Raw genomic sequence first — 20,918 nt, forward strand, 5'->3', positions numbered from 1 at the left:
GATAATCATACTTTGATTTTGAATAGTGACACGGACGATTGGAATGAGTGGCGTGGACGGAGCAGGTTCGGGAATTCTGGAGAAGGCGGAGCTGGTCGACGCCCGGGCTCGCGCAGCAGCAGTCGGGCGCGCCCGGGAGCGCGGCACCTTGCTGCCGACATTCGCGCAGCTGGCCGGCGAAGCGCCCCTGCCGGAGGGTGTCGCCGAGCGCCTGGCGGTCACCGATCCCGATACCGCGGATGCCGCCAATCTGTGGCGCGTCCACTGGTTCAACGGCGCGGACCGCAAGTCGCGGGTGGAAATCCCGCAAAGCGTCACCCTGCCAAAGGCGCTCACCGGGGTCGATGCTCCGATCGTCGTGCTTCTCGGCTCTCGCTTTCCGATGATCGGCGCCCACAAGGTGCTTCCCGCCTATGCCGGACTCGTATGTCGCTTGCTCACGGGGCAGTTTGACCCCACCCATCATCGCGCGGTCTGGCCCTCGACGGGAAATTACTGCCGCGGCGGGGTTGCGATTTCCCGCATTCTCGGCTGCGACGGCGTGGCCGTGCTGCCTGAGGGAATGAGCCGCGAGCGCTACGATTGGCTCGGGCGCTGGGTTGCCGATCCATCGCATATCGTGCGCACGGTCGGGACCGAGAGCAACGTCAAGGAAATCTACGACAAATGCGCCGAGCTGGCGCGTGAGGCGCAAAACGTGATCCTCAACCAGTTCTCGTCGTTCTCCAATTACATGGCCCACAATGTCTGCACCGGCCGCGCCTGCGAGCGGGTTTTTACATCGATGCCGGGCATGACGGAGAAGACGCGGCTTGCAGCCTTCGTCTCGGCCACAGGGTCGGCGGGAACGATCGCTGCCGGCGACAGGCTCAAGGAGCGCTATGGCACGCGAATTGCCGCGGTCGAGGCGCTGGAATGTCCGACCATGCTCGAGAACGGCTATGGCGAGCACAACATCCAGGGCATTGGCGACAAGCATGTTCCGTTGATCCAGAACGTGATGAACATGGATTTCGTCATCGGGATTTCGGACCGGGTCACCGACCGGCTCAACCTTCTCTTTTCCACAGAGGAAGGGCGTGCGGCCGTTCGCCGCCACACCGGGCTCGATGCGGAAGCGCTCGAGATTTTTTCGGAGATCGGGATTTCCGGCTTCGCCAATATCGCTGCGGCCATCAAGCTTGCCCGCTACATGAATTACGGTCCCGACGACGTGGTGATGACCATCGCCACCGACAGTGCCCGGCTTTACGCCACGGAGGCAGACGGTGCCCGGCAGAAGTTATTCCCGGAAGGTTTCGGGCCCGCGGAAGCGGACAGGGTGTTCCTGAGCGATCTGGCCGAGTTGACGCCGGAACACGTTCTGGAACTCGGCCAGCCCGACCGCCGGCGCATCTTCAACCTCGGCTACTACACCTGGGTGGAGCAGCAGGGCGTGGATGTCGAGGATTTCGACGCCCGCAAGGATCAGGCCTTCTGGAAGGGCGTGGCCGCTTCGGCCCCCCTCTGGGACGCGATGATTTCCGACTTCAATGCAGAGGTCCAATTGAACTGAACGGTGGCGTCTGTCCGCTGTTGAGAAGGAGAAAGTTTGTGCTTGAGCATTCAGTGGAGTCTTACGACAGGCTCAGGGAAAAGATGGCGGCACGCGACCGCAGTCTGCGTGAAAAGGTCATGTCGCTGCAGGAGGCCGGCTCGTTCGTTCGGGACGGGATGAGCATCGGCGTCGGAGGGTCGACCATGTCGCGCACGCCGATGGCGCTGTTGTGGCAGCTCATCCGGGATCGCCGGAAGAACCTCACCTGTTCGCGCGCGATCGTTTCCACCGACGGTGACCTGTTGTTCGGCTCGGGCGTTTCCGACCACATCATCACGAGTTGGTTTGCCCAGGGCATCCTTTGGGGCCTGTCCAAGGTGATGCGTCACCACGTGGAGAAGGAAGGCAAGACCTACGAGGAGTGGAGCCACATGGGTGTCGGCATGCGCTTCCGTGCGGGCGGCATGGGTGTGCCGTTCCTGCCGATGCGCGCCATGCTCGGTTCCGACGTTCTCAAGCAGCGGCCCGAAGCCAAGGAGATCGACTGTCCCTTCACCGGCGAAAAGCTGCTGCTTGCGCCGGCCCTCAACCCGGACGTCGCGCTGATCCACGTTCAGCGGTGCGACGCCTATGGCAACGCGCAGATCGATGGTTTGCAGTTCATGGACATCGATCTGGCGCTTGCAGCAGACCGGGTGATCCTGACCACCGAGCGGATCGTGTCCAACGACCAGATCCGCCGCGCACCGGACCAGACGAAAATTCCGTTCTTCTGCGTCGATGCGGTGGTGGAAGTGCCCTACGGCTCGGCGCCGCACGAGTGCTTCGGCCTTTACGAGCCGATGATGAAGCACATGGAGGCATATGTGAAGCAGGTCAACGCAGACCCGATCGACGGCATGCAGGCCTATCTCGACCGCTATTTCCACGGACCCGAGGACTGGAACGATTACCTCGACCTGATCGGCATGAGGCAAGTCCTGGAAGCAAGCCAGCACGGCCGGAGTATCTACAATGACTGAGAGCAAGAACTATACGACATCCGAAATCCTGCCGATTCTGAGCGCGCGCCAGCTGCGCGACGGCATGGTGGTGTTCGCCGGGGTGGGAACGCCGCTGCTGGCGGCCACGCTGGCACAGCGGCTCAACTGTCCGCGGCTCACGATCCTGTTCGAGGGTGGTGTCGTCGGCGCGTTCGTCGAGCCGGGCAAGCTGCCCCCTTCCACCAACGACCAGCGCTGCACGCGGCGGGCGAACATGGTCCTTGGCAGTTCGGACGTTCTGTTGCTGTTGCAGCGCGGCTATGTCGATCTCGGTTTCATGGGCGGGGCGCAGATCGACCAGTTCGGCAACCTCAACTCGTCCTTCATCGGTGATCCCGCGGCGCCTAAGACGAGGCTTCCGGGCACCGGCGGCGGCAACGACATTTCAAGCCTGACAAACATGATCGTGGCGATGAAGCACGAAAAGCGCCGCTTCGTCGAGCATGTCGATTTCATCACCAGTCCCGGCTTCATCCGTGGCGGGACAAGCAGGCGCGATAGCGGCCTGCCGGCGGGCGGCATGTTCCGGGTGATCACGGAACTGGCGGTCTTCGGCTTCGACGAAAAGACCCGCCGGATGAAGGTACTCGCGCTCAACCCGGGCGTCACCCGCGAAGAGGTTCAGGACAATACGGGCTTCACGCTCGACTTCGCCGACAACCTCGCCGTCACCGAACCACCCACCGAAACGGAACTGCGCGTTTTGCGCGAGCTCGATTCCGAGCGCCTGTTCATCAATTGATCACTGGAGGAAATTCATGACAATGCTGTCAAACACGTTTGGTATCGCCGCGCGCAACTTCAAGGCGTATCCGGAGATGCCTGATGCGCTGGAACTCGTCGAGTACGGCGTCCGCGTCGAGGAACTGGGATATGATTCCGTGTGGGTGTGGGATCACATGCTGCTCGGTGTCGATCCGAATTTCCCGATCATCGATTCCCTGACCGTCCTGACCGGCATTGCAGCGCGCACGACGCGCATCAAGATGGGCACGGGCATTCTCGTCCTGCCGTTGCGCAACCCGGTCGCGCTGGCCAAGCAGCTTTCCTCGATGGACCAGCTCTCGCGCGGTCGCCTCGTGATGGGCATGGCTGCCGGCTGGTACAAGCGCGAATTCGATGCGATGGGGATTCCGTTCACCAAGCGCGGCAAGATCATGGACCAGAACCTGGAGATCATGCGCCGCCTGTGGACGGAGCCCGCTGTCACCGGAACCTACAACATCTCCGATGACAAGACCGGGATCGAGCTCGAATATGCCCTGTCGAAGGCGGTGATGTATCCGAAGCCCGCACAAGAGCAGCTTCCGCTGCTGATCGGCGGCTATGCCGACGCTGCGCTCAAGCGTGCCGCCACCAGCGGCGACGGCTGGCTGACCTATTTCTACCGCGCCGAGGACTTCAAGAAGTCGTGGGACAAGATCCGCGGTTTCGCCCAGGAAGCGGGCAAGAACCCCGACAACATCATGAACGCGTCGCAGCTGCCCATCATGATCGGCAAGTCGAAGGAAGCCGTCCAGGACGACATGATGGACTGGCTGAACAAGGAATGGGACTTCCCGGAGCACAGCGACTGCACCCGCGAAAGCGCGATCATGGGATCGGTGGACGAATGCGTCGCCCAGCTGCGCGAGCACATCGATGCCGGCGTGCAGAAGATCATCTTCGTGCCCTACAAGTACCAGATGGATCAGGTCGAGACGATCGCCGAGGAAATCATCCCGCGCCTGCGAAACGCCTGAGGCGCCCACGGACGTTCACGTCGGGCCGCCGGGCGGCGGCCCGCTTACCCAACTCAATTGCGGACCGGAATTCATGACTGATCCAAATCGTCAAAAGATCATCGACAAGATCGATCAATCGCGCGACCAGGCAATCAAACTGCTGCAAGACATGGTCGCCGTCCCCAGCGTCACCGGGGACGAGGCGGCCATCCAGAAGCTGATGCACGACTACCTTACCGAGGTCGGCCTCGACGTCGACATGTGGGAGACCGACTGGGAGGAGCTCAAGAAGCATCCCGGCTATCGTCCAGTCGCGCGCGGTTACGAGGGCCGTCCCAATATCGTGGCGACGCTCAAGGGCACCGGCGGCGGACGTTCGCTGCTGCTCAACGGCCATACCGACGTCATTCCCGTCGGCGACGGCGAGGGCTGGAGCGACAATCCCTGGTCTGCCTCGATCAAGGAAGGACGCATCTATGGTCGCGGCTCATGCGACATGAAGAGCGGCGTGGCGAGCCACATCCTGGCGGTGCAGTATCTCAAGGAACTGGGGCTGACGCCGAAGGGCGATGTGATGATCAACATCGTCATCGATGAAGAAGTCAGCGGCCACGGCACGCTCGACACCGTCATCCGCGGCTATTCGGCGGATGCCGGCATTTCCGGTGAGACGTCCGATCTTCACGTGCAGCCCGCCTGCATCGGCCGCATCTGGTTCGAGATCGAGATCCAGGGCAAACCTGCCGGGGTTCAGCAGCGCTATCTCGGCATCAGCGGGATCGAGCTCGGCTACAAGATCTCCAAGGCGGTGCAGGAGCTGGAAGACCACCGCGTCGCGACCGTGACGCATCCGCTTTATCCGAGCGCCATCGATTCTCTGCCGTGCCTGATCGGCAGCTTCCAGGCGGGAACCTATCCGAGCGCCTTCCCGGCGACAGCCTTGCTGAAGGGATCAATCGGCACGGTCCCGGGCGAAGACCACGAAGGCGTGAAGCAGAGCCTGGTCGACAAGATCGCCGAGGTCGCCGCCGAGGATCCCTGGATGAAGGATCATCCGCCGGTGGTCCGTTTCGTCGGCTATGACGCCGAAGCCTCGGAAATCCCGCGCGATCACGCCATCGTCGACACGGTCTCGCGGATCTACACCGAGGTGACCGGCAAGGAACCGACCATCAGCGGCAGGCAGGGCGCGGCGGACACGCGGTTCCTCAACAGCTATGGCGAGACGCCGACCGTCATTTTCGGACCGGGGTCGACGGCTATCATGCACTCGAACGACGAGTATGTCTCGATCGACGACTACCTCACCTCCATCAAGGTCATGGCCCTCTCGATCTACGACTGGTGCAACGCCGAGCCCGTCGCAAAAAGCTGAACCCGGCTCGAAGGGCGGGCGTATGTCAACCCCTCCCGCCCCCGACCAGCCAACCGACCTCCCCATGAAGCGCCGCTCTCGAGCGGCGCTTTTTCGTCTCGGTACAGTCGTCCGGCAATCAATAGGTACTATCTTACTATAAATAGATTGACTTGTTGCTTACGCTGAGTCAGATTGCGGACATGCCCGGCAGCGGCTTTTCCGTCGCTCCCCCGGCAACTCAAGGAGAGACGAAAATGCATATCGCGGTATTGGCCGACACGAGTACGCGTGTTGCGATAACCCCCGAGACGATCCGCAAGTACGAAGCGCTCGGCGGCACGGTATTCGTGCAGCAGGGCGCCGGCGCGCAGGCAGGCATGCTCGACGGCGATCTCGAGGCCTCCGGCGCACGCATTGTCGAGGGTGCCGATGCGGCCGTGAAGGAAGCGGACATCATTCTTGCAGTCGGCCGACCGGAGGAACGGATTATCCGCGCCTGCAAGCCGGGTGCGGCGATGTTTGCGACGATGGATCCTTATCGGGCCAACGGCTCTCTTGAAATCATGGCCGATGCGCGGGTCGACGCCTTCGCCATGGAGCTGATGCCACGCATCACCCGCGCCCAGTCGATGGACATCCTTTCAAGTCAGGCGAGCCTCGCCGGCTACCGGGCCGTCATCGACGCCGCCAGCGCATTCACCCGCTTGCTGCCGATGATGATGACCGCAGCGGGCACCATCCCGTCGGCGCAGGTCTTCGTCATGGGCGCCGGAGTGGCGGGCCTTCAGGCAATTGCGACCGCGCGGCGGCTGGGGGCTTCCGTTTCGGCGACCGATGTGCGCCCGGCGACACGCGAACAGGTGGCTTCCCTGGGGGCAAAGTTCGTCGCGGTCGAGGACGAAGAGTTCCTGGCGGCCGAATCCGCCGGTGGTTACGCCAAGCAGATGTCGAAGGAATATCTTGCCAAGCAGGCCGAACTCGTCGCCGCCCATATCGCCAAGCAGGACATCGTCATCACCACGGCCCTCATCCCCGGTCGCGACGCCCCGCGTCTGATCACCAGGGAAATGATCGATAGCATGCGGCCCGGCTCGGTGCTCGTCGATCTGGCCGTCGAGCGCGGCGGCAATATCAAAGGTTCGAAAGCGGGCGAGATCGTCGAGCTCGGCCGCGGTGTCAGGATCATCGGCAATTCGAGCATAGACCGGATCGGCACGACCGCTTCGAGCCTCTACGCGCGCAACATGTACAGCTTCATTTCCAAACTGGTCGACCGCGACCAGCAAGGTCTGGCGATCGACTGGGACGACGAACTGGTCAGAAGCACCAACCTGACCCGAGACGGCGCCATCGTGCATCCGGCCTTCGGCGGGGCGCAGCCCGGCTAGGGCCGCGACACGCTTCCGCCTTTCCCTCAATCTGGAGAACAATCATGACGCCTACCGTCATCATACAGCTATTCGTGTTCCTGCTCGCCGGCTTCGTCGGCTTTCAGACCATCACCCGCATTCCGCCCCTGCTGCATACGCCGCTGATGGCGGCCACCAATGCGATCTCAGGCATCTCCCTGGTCGCTTCGCTGGTCCTGGCCGGGTCGAACCAGGGACTGTTCAGCACCATTCTCGGAACAATCGCCGTCGGCTGCGCGACCGCCAACGTCGTCGGCGGCTTCCTGATCACCGACCGCATGCTGGCCATGTTCAAGCCGGCGAAGCTCGAGGCCAAGGAGTCCGTCGCGTGATCATAACAACCGGTATCCAGCTCGCCTATCTTTCCTCCGCGGCGCTCTTCGTGATGGCGCTGCGCTCCCTCGGCCAGCCGACGACGGCGCGCCGCGGCATGCAGATGGCCGCCTTCGGCATGCTTGTCGCCGTCTGCGCCACGCTCGTCGACCAGCGCATCGTCAGCTATGAATGGCTGATCGTCGGCCTGGTGGCGGGCGGCATTGTGGGCTATCCGCTCGGCATGTGGGTGCCGATGACGGCGATGCCGCAGCGCATCGCCTTCAGCCACGCCTTCGGCGCGCTCGCGGCAACCTTCGTCGGTGTCGGCGAATATCTGCACGGCCTCCATGCCGAAACGCTGAGCCACGGACAAACGCTGGCTCTGAGCTTCGAGATTTTCCTCGGCTCTCTCACGGTCACGGGCAGCCTGATGGCGTTCGGCAAGCTGCAGGGAATCCTGCCCGGCGCGCCGATCACCTTTCGCGGCCAGAACCTCTTCAACCTGTCTCTGTTCGCGGTCGGGCTGGCCTCGCTCGTCTGGCTCGTGGCCACGCCCTATGACGTCACCTTCTTCATGGTCATCCTCGTCATCGGAACGCTCGTCGGCATCCTGATGGTGCTGCCGATCGGCGGCGCCGACATGCCGGTGATCGTCTCCCTGCTCAATTCCTATGCGGGTCTCGCCGCCGTCGCCACCGGCTTTGCGCTGGACAACAACATTCTCATCGTGGTCGGCGCGCTCGACGGGGCCAGCGGCTTCATTCTCTCGATGGCGATGAGCAAGGCGATGAACCGGTCCTTCGCCAACGTCCTGTTCGGCGCCTTCGGTTCCGAATCCGGCGGCGCGGATGAAGGCGCTTCCGCCAGCGGCGGCGAGATGGTGGCAATCGAAGCCGACGACGCGGCGATCCGGCTCGCCTACTCGCAGCGCGTGATCATCGTCCCCGGCTACGGTCTCGCCGTGGCACAGGCGCAGCACCAGGTGCGCGAACTGGCCGATCAGCTCGAAAAGCGCGGGGTCGACGTCAGCTTCGCAATCCACCCCGTCGCGGGACGGATGCCCGGGCACATGAACGTGCTGCTTGCAGAGGCGGGCATATCCTACGAGAAGCTGCTCGACATGGACGACGTCAACGACCGTTTCTCGGATGCGGACGTTGTCCTCGTGATCGGCGCCAACGATGTGGTCAATCCGGCGGCCCGGACCAACCGCAGCTCGCCGATTTACGGCATGCCCATCCTCAACGTGCAGGACGCCAAGAGCGTGATCGTGCTCAAGCGGGGCAGGGGCAAGGGCTTCTCCGGCGTGGAGAACGAGCTTTTCGTGTCCCCCAAGGCCAGTATGCTGTTCGGCGACGCCAAACAGTCCATAGCCCAGCTCGGCGTCGAGATAAAACAGGTGTGACCAGACGGGCAAAACGGGTCGACTGATTGTTTCTATCATTCTATATATAGGTACATATCGGTCGACCGACCCCATCCCGGTCAATCGTCGGTTCAGGAGGAGACCAATCATGGCAATAGCGGAGGTCGAAAAGCAGGGCGTCGGCGTCTCCATGCTGCGCAAGGAGGATGACCGGCTGCTGCGCGGTCGCGGCCAGTTCGTCGGTGACGTTCGGCTCGCCGGCATGAAAGACGTCGCCTTCGTCCGCTCGCCTATCGCTCATGCGCGGGTCAAGGGCGTTCACCCGCCGGAGGATCTGCGCAGCCAGGTGGTCACCGCCGCCGATCTGGAAGGCGTCAAGCCGATTCGTGCCGTTTCCGGTCTGGCCGGCTTCAAGCCATCGGACCAACCTGTACTCGCTTTCGAGAAGGTCAGGCAGGTCGGCGAGCTTCTCGCGATGTGCGTCGCCGACACCCGCGCGGCGGCGGAAGACATCGCCGCCCGCGTCGAGCTTGATCTCGAGGAATTGCCGGCTGTCCACGACATGATTGCCGCGCGCGACAAGGACGCTCCTCTGTTGCACGAGGATTGGGGCGACAACGTCTTCCTGGAGACCTTTGTCGACGTCAATATCGAGGCTGCTTTCGACGCGCCGATCAAGATCACGCGCGAGATCAAGACCGCCCGCCAGAGCATGGCTCCCATGGAGGGGCGCGGTACGGTCGCCTACTGGGACAAGCGCATGGAGCAGCTCGTGCTGATCTCGGGCTCGCAGATGCCTCATATCGTGCGCACCGGTCTTGCCGAATGTCTCGGGCTCGGTCAGCACCAGGTGCGGATCGTGTCGCCGGACGTCGGCGGCGGCTTCGGCTACAAGGGCATCCTGCTTCCGGAAGACATCTGCCTCGGCTGGTACGCCATGCGCTGCGGACATCCGGTGCGATGGATCGAGGACCGGCGCGAGCATCTGACCGCCGGCGCCAATTGCCGCGAACACCATTACGTCATCACCGCCTATGCGGATCGCGACGGCAAATTGCGGGGCATCGACTGCGAAGCGACGGTGGATTCGGGAGCCTATTCCTCCTATCCATTCTCCGCCTGTCTGGAAGCGGCTCAGGTCGCCAGCATTCTGCCCGGCCCCTATGATTTCCCCTCCTATCGCTGCCGGACCTGGTCGGTGGCAACCAATAAGTGCCCGATTCTGCCCTATCGCGGCGTGGCCAGAACCGGCGTGTGCTATGCGCTAGAACTGGTGCTCGACGCGGTCGCCCGGGAAGCGGGGCTGGAACCGCACGAGGTGCGGCTGAAGAACCTCGTCCAGCCCGACCAGATGCCCTTCGACAACATCACCAGGAAGCACTTCGACAGCGGCGATTATCCGGAGGCGTTGCAGCGTGCGATCGAGGCGATCGACGTCAAGGCGATCCGCGAGCGCCAGAAGCGCGGCGAGGAAAACGGCAGGCTAATCGGCGTCGGGCATTCGATCTATTGCGAGCAGGGCGCCCATGGCACTTCGGTCTATTCGGGCTGGGGCATTCCCATGGTGCCGGGGCACGAGCAGGCGACCGCACGGATGACGCCGGACGGCGGGCTGGAACTGCGGGTCGGTGTCCATTCGCACGGGCAGAGTATGGAAACGACGCTGCCGCAGATCGCCCATGAAATCCTCGGAATCGATATTTCCAAAATCAAGCTCGTCCACGGCGATACGGAATACACTCCCTATTCGACCGGCAGTTGGGGCTCGCGCTGCGCTGTGATGGCCGGCGGTGCCGTCGCCGCCGCTTCGCGTGACGTCGCATCCCGCGCCAGAAAGATCGGCGCCCACCTTCTCCAGGTCCATGTCGACGACGTCGAACTCGTCGGTGGCCGGGTGAAGGGCCCCTCGGGAAGCGTTTCCCTCGAGGAAATCGCGCACACCTGGTATCGGCTCCCGCAGAACCTGCCGGATGATGTCGATCCGCGCGGTCTGGAGGGAACCGTCGGGCACAAGCCGAAGCGCGACACCGGCACCTTCAGCTATGCCGCGCATGCCGCCGTGGTGGCGGTCGATCCGGAGAATGGCGACATCGAGATTCTCGACTACGTTATCGTCGAGGACGGCGGAAAGCTGATCAATCCGATGGTGGTCGACGGCCAGATCTATGGCGGTCTTGCCCAGGGCATCGGCACGGCGCTCTACGAGGAGATGAATTTCGATTCCTCCGGCCAGCCGCTTGCTTCGACCTTCGCCGATTACTTGCTGCCGGGGCCGACGGAAGTGCCCGCGCCGCGGCTCGATCATATGGAAACGGTCTCGCCCTACACCGAGTTCGGGGTGAAAGGCATCGGCGAGGGCGGAGCGATCGCACCACCCGCGGCGATCGGCAATGCCGTCAACGATGCATTGAAGGATTTGGGGGCCGAGCTGGTCCGCACGCCGATGACGCCAAGGCGCGTCCTCGAAGCGATTTTCGCGGCGACCAACGCGGACAGCCAAGACCACTCGGACAGGGGAGGGAGGACGTGAAACCAGTCAATTTCGACTATGCGCGGCCAAAGGACGTCGCGGGCGTCATCTCGCTGATCGGCGACGAGAGCCGGGTTGTGAAAATTCTCGCCGGCGGTCAGTCGCTCGGGCCCATGCTCAACATGCGGCTCGTCCAGCCGGATCTGGTCGTCGACATCACCGGCATCGAGGAGCTTCGTCAGGTGGAGGACCGCGCCGATGAGGTCGGCATCGGCGGTTGCGTGACCCATTCCGACATCGAGGATCTGCGGGTCGCCGACGTCACCCGCGGCGCGCTGCCCAAGGTCGCCGCCGGAATCGCCTATCGCGCGGTTCGCAACCGCGGCACGATCGGCGGCAGCATAACCCACGCCGACCCATCGGCAGACTGGATCTCCATCCTGTCCGCGATCGGCGCCACGGTGACGCTGCGCGGCCCCGACGGCGTCCGTTCGCTCGCCGTGGAGGATTACATGCTCGGTGCGCTCGAGGCGGATCTGCGCCTGGGCGAGTTGCTGGTGTCGGTCAACGTGCCGAAGCTCGGTCCGGCGGCGCGTTGGGGCTACTACAAAAGCTGCCGCAAGACCGGCGAATTCGCCCATGCCATCGGCGCCTTCCTGATCGATCCCGATCGTGACGTGTGTCGCGCCGTCTTCGGGGCCACCGAGAGCAAGCCTCTGGTGGTGAGCGAGGCGGGCGACCTCATCGGCCGAACCGGCGAGAGGGATCTCGCCCAGGGCTTCGACAGCCGCCGCGCGGACGAATTGATCCGAGACAACGGGATGAACGACCCGATCGACCGCCAAATCCACGTCGCGGCCCTGCGCCGCGCACTCGAGCAATCCGGGACGGTGTGAGCATGGTTCAGATCACGATCAACGACAGGCAGGTCAGCGGCGAGTGCGAGCCGCGCACGCATCTGGCCGATTTTCTCCGTGAGGCAGAGAATCTCACTGGGACGCATCTTGGTTGCGAACACGGCGTTTGCGGGGCTTGCACCGTGCTGGTCGACGGCGTCCCCACACGTTCCTGCATCACTTTCGCCCATGCCTGCGAGGGGGCGCGGGTGACCACGATCGAGGGTCTCGACGAGGATGAGATCGCCGCCGAACTGCGCACGGCCTTGTCGAAGGAACACGGTTTGCAATGCGGCTACTGCACGCCCGGCATGGTGGTTTCGGCGCGCGACATCGTCCTGCGCATGGAAGCTCCGAGCGAGCATGACATCCGCGTCGCCCTGAGCGGCAATCTGTGCCGCTGCACCGGTTATGTCGGCATCGTCCGTGCGGTGCAGAGCGTCATCGAGGCCAGACGCGCCCGCGGCATAGCCGCCGTGCCGGGAGGCGGCCGAGACCGGCTCGGGCCTGCGGGCTCGGGTCATGCCGGCGCCGTGCAGGAAAACAAACGGGAGCGGGCGGCGCCCGCCGAAGCCGCCGCGGCTACGCGGGCCGCCCAGGTCAGCCGGGATGACAACTGGCGGCCGCAGACCACGCTGGAGGACAGTTTCACCGTTTCGCATCCTCCGGAAGTGGTCTGGGACTTCTTCGGTCGAGTTGAGGAGGTGGCGGCTTGCCTGCCCGGCGCCTCGCTTCAAGGTGCGGCAGAAGACGGTCATGTCGAAGGGCAGATCAAGGTCAAGGTCGGACCGATTTCCGCAGAGTTCCAGGGTGTGGCCGACATCACCCGTGACGAAACAGCGAAAGCCGGGACGATCGACGGCGCCGGCAAGGACAAGCGCAGCAATTCCGCCACACGCGGCAGGATCCGCTATGTGGTGCGCGAGGGCGATAGGCCCGGCGAGACGCTGGTCGAGCTTTCGATCGGCTACACCTTGTCGGGCGTGCTGGCGCAATTCAGCCGTTCGGGCCTGGTTCAGGATGTCGCGGGCCGGCTGATCGCGGTCTTCGTGCAAAATCTCGAGGCGCGTCTCAATCACGAGGCGGGCGGCGGCACCAAGGAGACCGCGCCCGAATCCGCCGCGCTGGATGCGGGATCGCTCATGTCGTCGGTCGTCATCGGTCAGATCAAGCAGTTTTTCGCCCGCCTGCTCGGCCGCCGATGATTGGTAGGAACTGCTTCGAAGGAGGCTGGGATTAAACCGGCTTCGGCGACGAACCGGCAGGCGATGCCGGTGGCCGCCGGGTCGCTCTCTCTAGTTGCTTCAAGTCAGGGTTGCATGGCATGTTGCCAACCGGCTTGCAAACGGCTCTATACGCTCTGGCATTGTTCCTATCTGTAGGATATGTCTCCCTTTCAATTGAAACTATGCGTGAATATGAAAACGATAACTTCTCTATACGATCGAAGCAGGGTTCCTCTTTATGCCCAGGTTGCGTCCGTCATGCGTCAGCGCATCGACAGCGGTTTCTGGACGCAGGGCAGCAAGATTTCAACGCTTGAGGAACTCGAAGCCGAGTTCGGCGTAGCTCGCGTCACGATCCGGCAGGCGATTGAACTTCTGCGGGAAGAGGGGCTTCTGGACGCGCAGCAGGGACGCGGCACATTCGTCTCCGGTAAGCCGAAGCACAATCGATGGCTCAACATCGCCAACGATTTCGACACAATGGTGAGCCTCGTCAAAGACAATGTGATCGAGCGTGTCTATGTCGAGGAAAACGTCGATGCTCCGAAAATTTCCAAGGACGAAGGCAAGCTTGCACCCGAGTACACATTCCTGCGTAGCGTTCAGTACAATGACGGCAAGCCTTTTTCCGTAGTCAACCTGTTCCTGGAACAGAACCTTTTTGTGCGCGATCGCAAGAAGTTCTCGCACTCAGCGGCGCTGCCGAGGCTCATTGAGATGGACGACATCAAAATCGTCCATGCACACCAGGTTCTGACCATCGGAGTGGCTACCCCGGAAACCGCAGAGCTCCTCAAGATCGGTCTCGGAGAACCCACCGCCGATTGTCAGCTGACACTCGTGGACGCGAACGGCATCGCGATTTACATCGCCCATATTCATTACCACAAGGACTGCTTTGCCCTTCGGGTCGATCTTCTGGAGAACAAGGTCCCTAAATCAGAGTGACCGCTGTCTCATCTCGCGAGGCCAGCCGCAGATCCGCTTCCGTATGGTCGGCTTTTCAGCCGACCCGTTTCACCTCTTCCGCCGTCATGCCCACTATCTTCTCATAGCGTCCCTTGTCGGTTGCTCCTTCGGTATTGATGACGAAAATCCGCGAGGTTTCGTCGATGCCGAGCGTTGAGCGCATGTCCGGATCCCTCACGGCAGCCAGCAATCCGGCCAGTCCCGCCGCGCCGCTTTCACCTGATATGATCGGCGGGTCGTTGTCGACGGGACGCGCCAGCTGGCGCATCGTCTCGGCAGCGTCTTCCTCGGTGATGGTCATGAAGGCATCGGCCTTGCGCGTCAGGATGCGCCAGGCCACGAGCGACGGTTCGTAACATTCGAGCATCGCCATGATGGTGGGCTCCGTGCTGTCGACCTTGATCAGATCGTCGGCTTCCGCGCTTGCGAAAATGCAGGCAGCGCGATCGGGCTCCACGGTGATGAATTGCGGGCGATCCTCGCCGTAAAAGATGTCGAAAAAGCCTGCGACAGCCGCGGCAAGCCCTCCGACCCCGGCTTGAATGAAGACGTGGGTGGGCGTCTCCGGGAGAGATGCGACCACCTCTTTGAGCATTGCCGTGTAACCCTGCATCACCAATGAAGGTATCCGCTCGTAGCCGGGCCACGAGGTGTCGGAGACGACAGTCCACCCCATATCGGCGCATTTGCGCTGCGCCTCCGCGACGGAATCATCGTAGGTGCCGTCGACCCTGATCATTGTTGCGCCATACTCGGCAATGGCAGCGACCCGTTCCTCCGAGACGCCGGAGTGAACGAAGATGGCTGCCTTAGCTCCCACCATCTTCGCGCCTGCGGCGACAGATTTGCCGTGGTTGCCGTCTGTCGCGCAGCCGAAAGTCATCCGGGATGCAATCTCGCGAACTGCTGGCGATTGTAGTTCGGAGATGTCGACCGGTATCCCGAGCTTGCGGGCGGCTTCCTCGAGTACAAGGCAAATAACGGCGTAAGAACCGCCCAGGGCCTTGAAGCTGTTCATCCCCAGGCGTTCGCTTTCATCCTTTATGTGGATTGCTGAAACGCCGGCTTTCTTCGCCAAACCGGAGAGAGAATGCAGCGGCGTAATTCTATGATCCGCGCGAAAGGAGAGAAAGCGAGCTGCTTTCTTAGCGGCATCGGAGCCTAGAACCTCCGCATCTTCCATATCCAGCGCATCATTATGGCGTGTGTGGGTGTTAAGCAGAAGCAATTTTCTATCCTCTGGGATGGTTATGGAAATAATCTAAATTATTACTTCGAAGAAAATTGCGATAAAAACACACCGATAATGAAAGTATCAGTCGATATTGCAGCCTCTGATGCAAAATAATTTACTTTTCCGGAGGCGGCGGGAGCGCGTTGCCGACATCATCCTTCAATGATGGGTGTCCGGTTTTCTGAAGCCGTCAATCGTCCGGGTCGACGGGGATGGCCGTCGTATGCTTGACCCGGCGCAAGACGAACAGGGTGGATGCGCTTGCCACGCAGTCGAGTTCGAGGACGCGGTTCATCAGCACCTCCTCGACGTCGGGAATGTCGCGGACCACCAGGTGCAGCAGGTAATCCCATTCGCCCGAAATCGAGTAGACCTCGACGATCGCCGGTTCGGCCTCCATGCTGCGCTGGAACAGCGCGCGGGCTTTCACATCCTGCGACTTCATGCGTACCTGGCAGAAGGCATCCATGGGACGGTTGACTTTGGCAGGGTCGACCAGACGCACGGGCGGGCTGAATAACCCCGCCTCCTCCATCTGGCGAATCCGACGCCAGCAGGTTGTGGTCGAACTGTTCGTCCGCTCCGCCAGCTCGTCGATGCTGATCGAGGCGTCCTTCTGAAGTATCGATGCGATCTTTGCTTCCAGCCGACCCAATTTGAAATCAGATTTCATATTTTGCTTCTTTGCGGTGTGATCGAAGCCAGAATGCCATGATTATGGGCGAATTTGAAAACACTTTTCATCGTGTATCCTTACAATCGGCCAAAATGCGCAACGCGCAGCGCCGGGGGGATATCATGACACACCAGAAGCCTATCCTTAGCGACTACCAGCTTCTCGACCGCTACACGCAGACGGAGGGGCGGATTTTCCTGACCGGCACGCAGGCGATCGTGCGCATCGCGCTCGATCAGGCGCGCAGGGACCGCAAGGCCGGTCTGAACACGCGTGGCTTCATTTCGGGTTACCGTGGCTCGCCGGTGGGCGGCATCGACCTGGAAGTGTCGAAGAACCGCAAGCTCGTCACCGAGGCGGGCGTCGATTTCGTGCCGGCGGTGAACGAGGAGTTGGGCGCCACGCAGATCATCGGCACCCAGCAGGTCGAGACCGATCCCGACCGCACGGTCGATGGGGTGTTCGGCCTCTGGTACGGCAAGGGGCCGGGCGTCGACAGGGCGGCGGATGCGCTCAAGCACGGCAATGCCTACGGCTCCTCGCCGCATGGCGGCGTTCTGGTGGTGGCGGGTGACGACCACGGATGCGTTTCCTCCTCGATGTCGCACCAGTCCGATGTCGCTTTCATGAATTTCTTCATGCCGACCATCAACCCGGCCAATGTCGCGGAATTCCTGACTTTCGCCGAGTGGGGCTATGCGCTGTCGCGCTTCTCGGGAATGTGGGTCGGGTTCAAGGCGATCTCGGAAACGGTCGAGTCGGGCATGTCCTTCGACCTGCCCGGCGATCGCGTTTTCGTCACCCCGGACTTCGAAGCCCCGCAAGACGGCCTGCATTTCCGCTGGCCCGACCTGCCGGGGCCGCAGATCGAGGCACGGCTCGAACACAAGAAGGCGGCCGTTCTCGCCTTCGCCCGCGCCAATCCGATAGACCGGGCCGAATGGGGGCATGCCGATGCCCGTTTCGGTATCGTGACCACCGGCAAGTCGCATCTCGACGTGCTGGAGGCGCTGCGCCTCCTGGGCATCAACGAGGCGCGAGCCAGGGAAATCGGCCTCGACATCTACAAGGTCGGCATGGTCTGGCCGCTCGAGCACGATGGCGCGCTGTCTTTCGCCAAGGACAAGCAGGAACTGCTGGTCATCGAGGAAAAGCGCGGCATCATCGAAAGCCAGCTCAAGGAATATTTCTACGACTATCCGGGCCGCAAGCCCGATCGCATGGTGGGCAAGCGCGACGAGAACGGCGCGCGGCTGATCCCCTGGACGCAGGAACTGGGCGCGGTCATGCTCGCCCGCCACATCGCCGCCCGGCTGAAGCGCAACTTCCCCGAACTCGACCTGGTGTCGAAGGCGGAAACGGCGGTGCCCGCGCCGTCGTTGATCGATGTGCCCGGTGCGACCCGCACGCCCTATTTCTGCTCGGGATGTCCGCACAACACCTCGACGAAGGTCCCCGAGGGCAGCCAGGCGCTGGCCGGAATCGGCTGTCACTTCATGGCAAGTTGGATGAATCGCAACACGACGTCGCTGATCCAGATGGGTGGCGAAGGCGTGAACTGGGTGTCGAGGTCCAAGTATAACGGCAACAGGCACGTGTTCCAGAATCTGGGCGACGGCACCTATTACCATTCGGGCTCGCTCGCCATCCGCCAGGCGATCGCGGCGGGAACCAACATCACCTACAAGATCCTGTTCAACGATGCGGTCGCAATGACCGGCGGGCAGGATGTCGACGGGCCGATCTCGGTGCCGGCCATCGCGCAGTCGGTCACCGCCGAGGGCGCGAGCAAGGTCGTCATCGTCTCGGATACGCCGGAGGCATTCGACCGTTCGCAGTTTCCTTCAGGCATCGAGATCCTGCACCGGCGTGAGATGGACCGGGTGCAGAGGGAGCTTCGGGAAATCCCCGGCACCACCGTCCTGATCTACCAGCAGACCTGCGCCACGGAAAAGCGCCGGCTTCGCAAGCGTGGAAAGATGGAGGATCCGAAGAAATTCGCCGTCATCAATCCGCTGGTCTGCGAAGGCTGCGGCGATTGCATGGTGGAATCCAACTGCCTGAGCGTCGAGCCGCTGGAAACCGAGTTCGGACGCAAGCGGAAGATCAACCTGAATACCTGCAACAAGGACTTCACCTGCGTGAACGGCTTTTGTCCCAGCTTCGTGACCGTTGAGGGTGGAACGCTGAAAAAGGCCGGCGCGGGCGCCGATCCGGCGCAGCTCGCGAGTCTTGCGACGAAACTGCCCGCACCTCGGCTGCCGGAACTGTCCAAGCCGTGGGACGTGCTCGTCACCGGCGTCGGGGGCACCGGCGTGGTGACCGTGGGCCAGTTGATCGTCATGGCCGCCAATCTCGAGCGGAAGGGCGCCTCGGTGCTGGACTTCATGGGATTTGCGCAGAAGTTCGGCCCGGTGCTCAGCTATATCCGCATGGCCGGAACCGAGGCGCAGCTGAACCAGGTGAAGATCGAGCCGAGCTCGGCGGATGCGCTGATAGGCTGCGATCTGGTGGTCAGCTCTTCGCCCAAGGCATCGAAGACCTATCGGAAGGGCGAAACCCGCGCGGTGATCAACACGGCGGTGATGCCGACCGGCGATCTCGTTCAGAACCGGGATGCGGACCTCAACGCCGTGACCCGCCTGGAGGCAATTCGCGACACCGTCCATGCGGGGAGCCTGCAGGCGCTGGATGCGAATTCGCTCTCCGAGGCGCTTCTGGGCGACAGCGTCTTTGCCAATGTGATGATGCTGGGTGCTGCCTGGCAGGCGGGCCTCGTGCCGCTCGGCGAGGAGAGCCTGATGCGCGCAATCGAGCTCAACGGGGTCAAGCCGGAGCTCAACAAGGCGGCATTCACCTGGGGGCGGGTCATCGTCAGCGACCGCGCCGCGGTTGAGCGGATTGCGGCGATCCCGGTTACCGAGGTCTATACCCTCGACCAGCAGATCTCCCGTCGCGCCGCCTTCCTGACCGACTATCAGAATGCGCGCTGGGCAAGCCGCTATATCGAGGCCGTCAAGGAGGTCCGCGACGCTGAAACGGCGGCCGCCGGTGCGCCGGGCGCGCTGACGGAAGCCGCGATGAAGGGGCTGTTCAAGGTGATGTCCTACAAGGACGAATACGAAGTCGCGCGACTACATAGCCAGACCGGCTTCTACGAAAGCCTCGGCGCGCGGTTCGAGGGCGATTTCAAGGTCAGGCATCACATGGCGCCGCCTCTCATTCCGGCGAAACTTGATGCGCGCGGACGTCCTTACAAGCGCAGTTTCGGTCCCTGGATGCAAACCGGCCTGAAGGCGATGGCGAGGATGAAGTCCCTGCGCGGCACGCCGCTCGACGCCTTCGGCTATACCGCCGAGCGCCGGATGGAGCGCGAGATGATCGGGGAGTATCGGGCGCTTCTCAAGCGGCTTGCCGCGGGCCTGACAGCGCAGAACCGGGACGAGGCGGCGCGGATCGCCGCGCTCGTGATGGATGTTCGCGGCTTCGGTCCGGTCAAGGAACTGGCTGCGGAGAAGGTACGTGCGCAGACGGATGCCGCGCTTTCGGCCTCGGCGTTCTGATCGGCTCTCATGATCGGTCGGCGGATTGACCGACCTGTTCGGGCGCTCATCGCAGGGTGGGCGCCCGACATTTGTTTGGGCACAGATTTCCGCGCACTTCATATGTCGTGTAATGTTTATGCGCAATCACAGTCCGCGGGCGGCTGTGCGGTATCGGGAGCATGTGATGACGATGGAGCAGGGGCGAATTGTGAAGGAGCCGGATACAACTTCCGTTGACCTGCCGCGCGCGCCCGCCTTCATCGTGACCATCTATGGAGACGTCGTCGAGCCGCGCGGCGGAATGCTCTGGATGGGGACCCTGATTGAATGTTGCGGGGCGCACGGTTTGAGCGAAACGCTTGTGCGCACAGCCGTCTCCCGGCTCGTTGCGGCGGGGCGACTTGAGGGGCTGCGTATCGGCCGGAGAAGCTACTATCGCCTGTCGGACGCGGCGAGAAGCGAGTTTCGCGCGGCGTCGCGCCTATTGTTCCTTCCGCCTCCCGCTTCCGAGGACTGGTTGTTCTGCCTGTCCGAAACCTCGTCGGATCAGGAGCTTGGCGCAGGCTGGGTGCGCCTCTCGCCGACAGTGGCCATTGCGCCCAACCGGGAGGGTGTTGCGCCCGTCGACGGTGTCGTCATGCGGGCAGGGCAGGTCGAGGGGCAGGGTGACCTGCGGTCGTTCGCCCGGGAGAAGTGGGCGCTGGAGGATGTCGCGCACTCTTACCAAGCGTTTCTCGACCGTCATCAGTGCCTGCTTGATGGGCCAAGTTTTGTGGCATCCCTCTCGCCGGAGGAGGCGCTTGCCCGTCGGCTTCGGCTGGTTCACGACTATCGCCAGGCAGCGCTGATCGATCCGCGATTGCCGCCCGCAGCCTGCCCGACCGACTGGCCCGCGGAGCGGGCGCGGCGCCTCTTCGTGACGGCCTATCTTGGCCTGTCGGGTCGCGCAGATGCATTTGTCGGCGAGACATTTCTCAACGATCAGGGAGCCCTGGAGGCCGTAAATGCCGAAACGGAACAGCGTCTGAGCCGCCTTGAAAGCGAAGCCGCGTCATGGGCCCGGGCCGGGAGTTCACACCAAACATTACAGTGATTTCAAAATTTGTCTTAACATGTGCCGCATTGCGTGCTAATACAGTGACCGAACGGTC

At 62.6% G+C, this 20,918-nt stretch carries 16 protein-coding genes; 14 read left to right on the plus strand and 2 right to left on the minus strand.

Annotated elements, in window-relative coordinates:
* The first annotated feature begins 43 nt into the window (after positions 1 to 43).
* The 12 genes from E2A64_RS15825 to E2A64_RS15880 all read left to right on the plus strand — a co-directional run bounded on the left by E2A64_RS15825 (position 44) and on the right by E2A64_RS15880 (position 14,291).
* The gene (locus tag E2A64_RS15825) at positions 44 to 1,555 is read left to right on the plus strand and encodes a pyridoxal-phosphate dependent enzyme (RefSeq protein ID WP_133285457.1); all 1,512 of its coding nucleotides are present in this window, start codon (positions 44 to 46) and stop codon (positions 1,553 to 1,555) included.
* Positions 1,556 to 1,638: 83 nt separating this feature from the next.
* Entirely contained in the window at positions 1,639 to 2,559 is a 921-nt protein-coding gene (locus tag E2A64_RS15830; protein ID WP_133285535.1) for a CoA transferase subunit A, read from the plus strand.
* Positions 2,552 to 3,322, plus strand: coding sequence for a CoA-transferase subunit beta (locus E2A64_RS15835; protein ID WP_133285458.1), 771 nt, complete (start codon positions 2,552 to 2,554; stop codon positions 3,320 to 3,322). The genes E2A64_RS15830 and E2A64_RS15835 overlap by 8 nt, the downstream gene beginning before the upstream one ends.
* Positions 3,323 to 3,338: 16 nt before the next feature.
* Positions 3,339 to 4,322: an LLM class flavin-dependent oxidoreductase gene (locus E2A64_RS15840; RefSeq protein WP_133285459.1), complete on the plus strand. Its 984-nt coding sequence runs from the start codon at positions 3,339 to 3,341 to the stop codon at positions 4,320 to 4,322.
* Between the two features lie 73 nt (positions 4,323 to 4,395).
* Positions 4,396 to 5,679: an ArgE/DapE family deacylase gene (locus tag E2A64_RS15845; protein ID WP_133285460.1), complete on the plus strand. Its 1,284-nt coding sequence runs from the start codon at positions 4,396 to 4,398 to the stop codon at positions 5,677 to 5,679.
* 236 nt (positions 5,680 to 5,915) lie between these two features.
* Complete coding sequence (locus E2A64_RS15850; protein WP_133285461.1) at positions 5,916 to 7,049, plus strand: NAD(P) transhydrogenase subunit alpha; 1,134 nt, start codon at positions 5,916 to 5,918, stop codon at positions 7,047 to 7,049.
* Between the two features lie 44 nt (positions 7,050 to 7,093).
* Complete coding sequence (locus E2A64_RS15855) at positions 7,094 to 7,402, plus strand: NAD(P) transhydrogenase subunit alpha part 2 (protein WP_133285462.1); 309 nt, start codon at positions 7,094 to 7,096, stop codon at positions 7,400 to 7,402.
* A complete protein-coding gene (locus E2A64_RS15860) occupies positions 7,399 to 8,790 on the plus strand; it encodes an NAD(P)(+) transhydrogenase (Re/Si-specific) subunit beta (RefSeq protein WP_244598323.1) in 1,392 nt (463 codons plus the stop codon). The genes E2A64_RS15855 and E2A64_RS15860 overlap by 4 nt, the downstream gene beginning before the upstream one ends.
* Positions 8,791 to 8,899: 109 nt before the next feature.
* Positions 8,900 to 11,281, plus strand: coding sequence for a xanthine dehydrogenase family protein molybdopterin-binding subunit (locus tag E2A64_RS15865; protein WP_133285463.1), 2,382 nt, complete (start codon positions 8,900 to 8,902; stop codon positions 11,279 to 11,281).
* Positions 11,278 to 12,117, plus strand: a complete 840-nt coding sequence (locus tag E2A64_RS15870; protein WP_133285464.1) for an FAD binding domain-containing protein — start codon at positions 11,278 to 11,280, stop codon at positions 12,115 to 12,117. Before E2A64_RS15865 ends, E2A64_RS15870 begins: the two co-directional genes overlap by 4 nt.
* Positions 12,118 to 12,119: 2 nt before the next feature.
* Complete coding sequence (locus E2A64_RS15875; RefSeq protein WP_428977494.1) at positions 12,120 to 13,322, plus strand: xanthine dehydrogenase family Fe-S subunit; 1,203 nt, start codon at positions 12,120 to 12,122, stop codon at positions 13,320 to 13,322.
* Between the two features lie 213 nt (positions 13,323 to 13,535).
* A complete protein-coding gene (locus E2A64_RS15880; protein WP_133285537.1) occupies positions 13,536 to 14,291 on the plus strand; it encodes a GntR family transcriptional regulator in 756 nt (251 codons plus the stop codon).
* Positions 14,292 to 14,346: 55 nt separating this feature from the next.
* Here the strand turns inward: E2A64_RS15880 and E2A64_RS15885 are convergent, their stop codons facing one another.
* Positions 14,347 to 15,540: a diaminopropionate ammonia-lyase gene (locus tag E2A64_RS15885; RefSeq protein WP_133285466.1), complete on the minus strand. Its 1,194-nt coding sequence runs from the start codon at positions 15,538 to 15,540 to the stop codon at positions 14,347 to 14,349.
* Between the two features lie 196 nt (positions 15,541 to 15,736).
* A complete protein-coding gene (locus tag E2A64_RS15890) occupies positions 15,737 to 16,219 on the minus strand; it encodes an Lrp/AsnC family transcriptional regulator (protein WP_133285467.1) in 483 nt (160 codons plus the stop codon).
* A 125-nt stretch (positions 16,220 to 16,344) separates the two neighbouring features.
* Between E2A64_RS15890 and E2A64_RS15895 the strand changes: the two genes are divergently transcribed.
* Together E2A64_RS15895 and E2A64_RS15900 are read left to right on the plus strand one after the other, a co-directional pair.
* The gene (locus E2A64_RS15895; protein ID WP_133285468.1) at positions 16,345 to 19,785 is read left to right on the plus strand and encodes an indolepyruvate ferredoxin oxidoreductase family protein; all 3,441 of its coding nucleotides are present in this window, start codon (positions 16,345 to 16,347) and stop codon (positions 19,783 to 19,785) included.
* 25 nt (positions 19,786 to 19,810) lie between these two features.
* Positions 19,811 to 20,860 (plus strand): PaaX family transcriptional regulator C-terminal domain-containing protein, encoded by a 1,050-nt coding sequence (locus E2A64_RS15900; RefSeq protein ID WP_206662461.1) that lies wholly within the window; start codon positions 19,811 to 19,813, stop codon positions 20,858 to 20,860.
* Positions 20,861 to 20,918 lie beyond the last annotated feature (58 nt).

It is taken from the genome of Pseudohoeflea suaedae (genome assembly GCF_004354915.1).
GTDB classification, from domain to species: Bacteria; Pseudomonadota; Alphaproteobacteria; order Rhizobiales; family Rhizobiaceae; genus Pseudohoeflea; species Pseudohoeflea suaedae.